Raw genomic sequence first — 3,324 nt, 5'->3', positions numbered from 1 at the left:
AAAAATTCAAAAATTCAAAAATTCAAAAATTTAGTACTTTTCCGAGGTCAAAAAAGCAAATTTTACTACTATTATTTCTCTATCTTCTCTTATTAGAAGGTTGTAAAACTAATCTAACAGAAATAGAACAGGAGATGAGTCAAATAAAACCTAATTCTTCTTCTTTGCAAGAAAAAATAGATATTTCTAAGTCTTTTTCTAAGCTAAAAGTAAAAAATGGACGTTTGTTGTTCAAATCAAGGAAAGAATTTGTAAACCTTGTAGAATTACTTGCAGATATAAAAAGAACACCAACAGAAATAGATTCTATTAGAAAAAACCTTAGCATTAAGCCTTTTAAAAATTGGAACGATAGTACGGAGCGTATTACCCTTGAAGAAGGTGTATTCATTCCTAATTTTATTGCTTGTTTACTGAACGAAGAAGGGGAATATCAAATTGGAGATACTATTGTTGCCTTTTACAAAGGTTATCAAATATTTCTTTTAGAAAAAAATGTATCTTCATTAAATAGAATTAAAGCTAATATAACTAATCCTCCCAAAGGTTCAGTTCTTGAGATTCATAAGCTATATAAAAATGATACGGGCGAATCTATTTCTAACGGGAGAACTGAGTCTGGCTCTATATCGCTCAATCAAGTAATTAATCGGATATGTTATTTTTCTACAAATATTAACTATAAGATAGTCTTTGAACTATGGAATGCGGGGGCTTATGTTGGCTCTGGTCAGTATAAAATGTTTTTAAGAACACAGATTAAAGTAGAGTATTTTCACAGCAATTCTGGTACTTGGAAAAATGCAGGTGAATATTCAGAAAAATTTATCTCCAATTTTACAGCAAGTTTTGGAAATGGTGTAAATGTATATCGCACTTATTCTAATGCTTCATGGAGTCTTGCAGGTAATTACACATTACAACAAGAATTAGCATCCTCCTATTCCTCAGAAAGCAAATGGTATATTAATCAAATGCAAGGTCAATATTTGACTAAGGTTTATCCTTTTTATCAAAATCAGACTGGAAATAGCTGTGGTACCGGTTATTATTCTGAGTTTATTTATTGGTTTTAAGCAGTTACATAAATTATCACTTGGCTATAATTTTTAGTAATCAGCAAAAAAACGTAAAGCATCATAGACATTATAAATTACTTAATGATTTATCTTACTTAAATAAAAAAATCATAATGGAAAAAAATCTTTTAAGAAAACTCTATGTAGGAGTAATATTACTCTTAACAGTTTGTTTAGGAAGTGCTTGTGATAGATTGATCCTAAAACCCATCTCAGAAAATGTACTAAAAGCAAAAATAAACGAGAATGACTGGATAGCTCAAGAAGTGGATAAGCATTTTCTTATGAAAAACACAAAAGCCCTTAATTCTGTGGCGTTTGAAGGAAAACTCAATAGAGAATCTCTACAACTTATTATCATTGATAATAGACAATCTTTAGATGGTTTTTTTTACAATCATCCCATTTCTGAGCTTGAAATAGGGCAAATATCTTCTTGTATTTATCATAATGGAGATACAGGCTATCTTGGCACTCCTGAAATTAAAATTATCATGATGAATAATGAAGTTATTGAAGGGTATTTTAGTGTAGAGTGTGTAGAAGTGTCACCTCAGCAAAAGGAAAACCCAAGTCGCGTTAGAATATCTGATGGATATTTCAAGTTTAGGATAAATTAAGTCGATAACCATGGCATTGGAAAGAGTCAAAGATTTTTTGTAATAATCATGACTCTTTCTAAGATTATTCTTTTTTTAATCATTTGTATATATGTCAAAAAAAATTAGATTATTAATCATTGGGCTACTTTTATTTCACATATCATTTGGGCAAGGGAGTAGGAATTTGATGTTTTCTTTTGGTATAGGCGGCATAAGTTCTCCTGCAAGTCATAGAATCCAAGCACCAAGTCTTGGCATGAGCTATTTTCTCAGCACTAACTATATAATCAGTAATCATTATACGATTGCGATAGATTATACAAGTGGCAGCCATGAATATACTTCCAATATTTATGATTCAAGTACTCCTCTATTAGCTTCAAAAATCCAACTTAGAGCTTTAAGTTTAATTTTTAAATATAAAATATTACATAAAAACTACTTCAGCATTGATATAGGAACAGGATTCAGTCTATTGCATAGCCTTCATAGACATCCTATCTATGAAGGTATAAAAGACAATCTTTCTTTTAAAGAGATGAGATTTTTCAAACATACTGATTTAGCTTTCCCTTTTAAATTGGAGCTTAATTTTCGCTTAGCAAGTAATTGGATATTAGGGGTAGATAGTGGAGTATTCTCTGCTCCTACAGCCTATCCTTTGGTCGGCATCTCTTTGCTTCCTCGTCTTAGCTATATCATTAAGTAAAAGTTTATTTATACTCAAATTATAGATAGAAGGGCATTAACTATTAACTGTCAATCATTAAAATATTATCTAATTTTTACCTTATAAAGTAAGTATCTAAAAATCAGCAGTATGACTCAGACTATTTATGATATGTGTAAAACAAAAAACTTTTGTCCTAAACATGTGGCTGAGGTCGGTGTATATCTACCCGAAACATCTAATTTACTGGATTTTATTCAACAAAATATCCGAGCAACGTTGGTAGAGGCTGACCCTGAAATGGTAGAGCGTATTCGGGCTTACTTTCGTAATCAGCATGCTATCACTATCTTTCCTGTAGCTATTTTTGACTACCATGGAATTGTTGAGTTTGCCAACGCAGGCGCATCTTCTTTTATTACCACACTCGAGGCTACTCCTGCATTAGTCAATGACAATTATCAAATTAGCGAGAATAATAAATTTACTGTAGAAGCAAAACGATTTGATGAAATTGATGATGGTACTATAGATTTATTAAGCATTGATATTGAGGGAGCAGAGTGGTATGTCATCAAGCATATGAAAAGCCGTCCATCTGTGATTTCTATTGAAACTCATGGGAAATTATACACTAATCCCTTTTTAAAAGATATCTTGATGTGGATGCAAGATAATAATTATCAATTATGGTATAAAAATACATCTGATAGCGTATTTATCAAAAAAGGAGTATTTGAAATAAGTTTTTTAGAAAAAACAATCCTATTTTTGGCAAATTTGAACCATAGCATTAGACGCATAAAAACCAAATCTATCCTAAAACTTAAACAAGTGCTGAAATGGTTAAAATGATTTTTAGACATTGCTTTCCAAATTAATTTTTCTCACCTAATCCTATTGGGATAATAAAATCGGCGTTTGAGGATTTCCGTAACTGAGCCTTTGTGTCGGTAGCCTTGGAAAGTTCCCA

4 protein-coding genes are annotated in these 3,324 nt (G+C 31.2%); all 4 read left to right on the top strand.

Going from position 1 to position 3,324, the window contains the following annotated elements:
• Positions 1-1,076, top strand: a 1,076-nt coding sequence (locus BM141_RS23340) for a hypothetical protein (protein ID WP_177217522.1), incomplete at its 5' end; no start/stop codon positions are given.
• 116 nt (positions 1,077-1,192) lie between these two features.
• Positions 1,193-1,699, top strand: a complete 507-nt coding sequence (locus BM141_RS22245; protein WP_143091088.1) for a hypothetical protein — start codon at positions 1,193-1,195, stop codon at positions 1,697-1,699.
• A gap of 91 nt (positions 1,700-1,790) precedes the next feature.
• Entirely contained in the window at positions 1,791-2,390 is a 600-nt protein-coding gene (locus BM141_RS22240) for a hypothetical protein (protein ID WP_143091087.1), read from the top strand.
• A 132-nt stretch (positions 2,391-2,522) separates the two neighbouring features.
• Positions 2,523-3,206, top strand: coding sequence for an FkbM family methyltransferase (locus tag BM141_RS22235; RefSeq protein ID WP_221407738.1), 684 nt, complete (start codon positions 2,523-2,525; stop codon positions 3,204-3,206).
• The last annotated feature ends 118 nt before the right edge of the window (positions 3,207-3,324 follow it).

The sequence above is a fragment of the Thermoflexibacter ruber genome (genome assembly GCF_900113045.1).
GTDB classification, from domain to species: Bacteria; Bacteroidota; Bacteroidia; order Cytophagales; family Thermoflexibacteraceae; genus Thermoflexibacter; species Thermoflexibacter ruber.
Note: the sequence above shows the minus strand (reverse complement) of the source record. Positions and strands in the feature narration are given on the sequence as shown.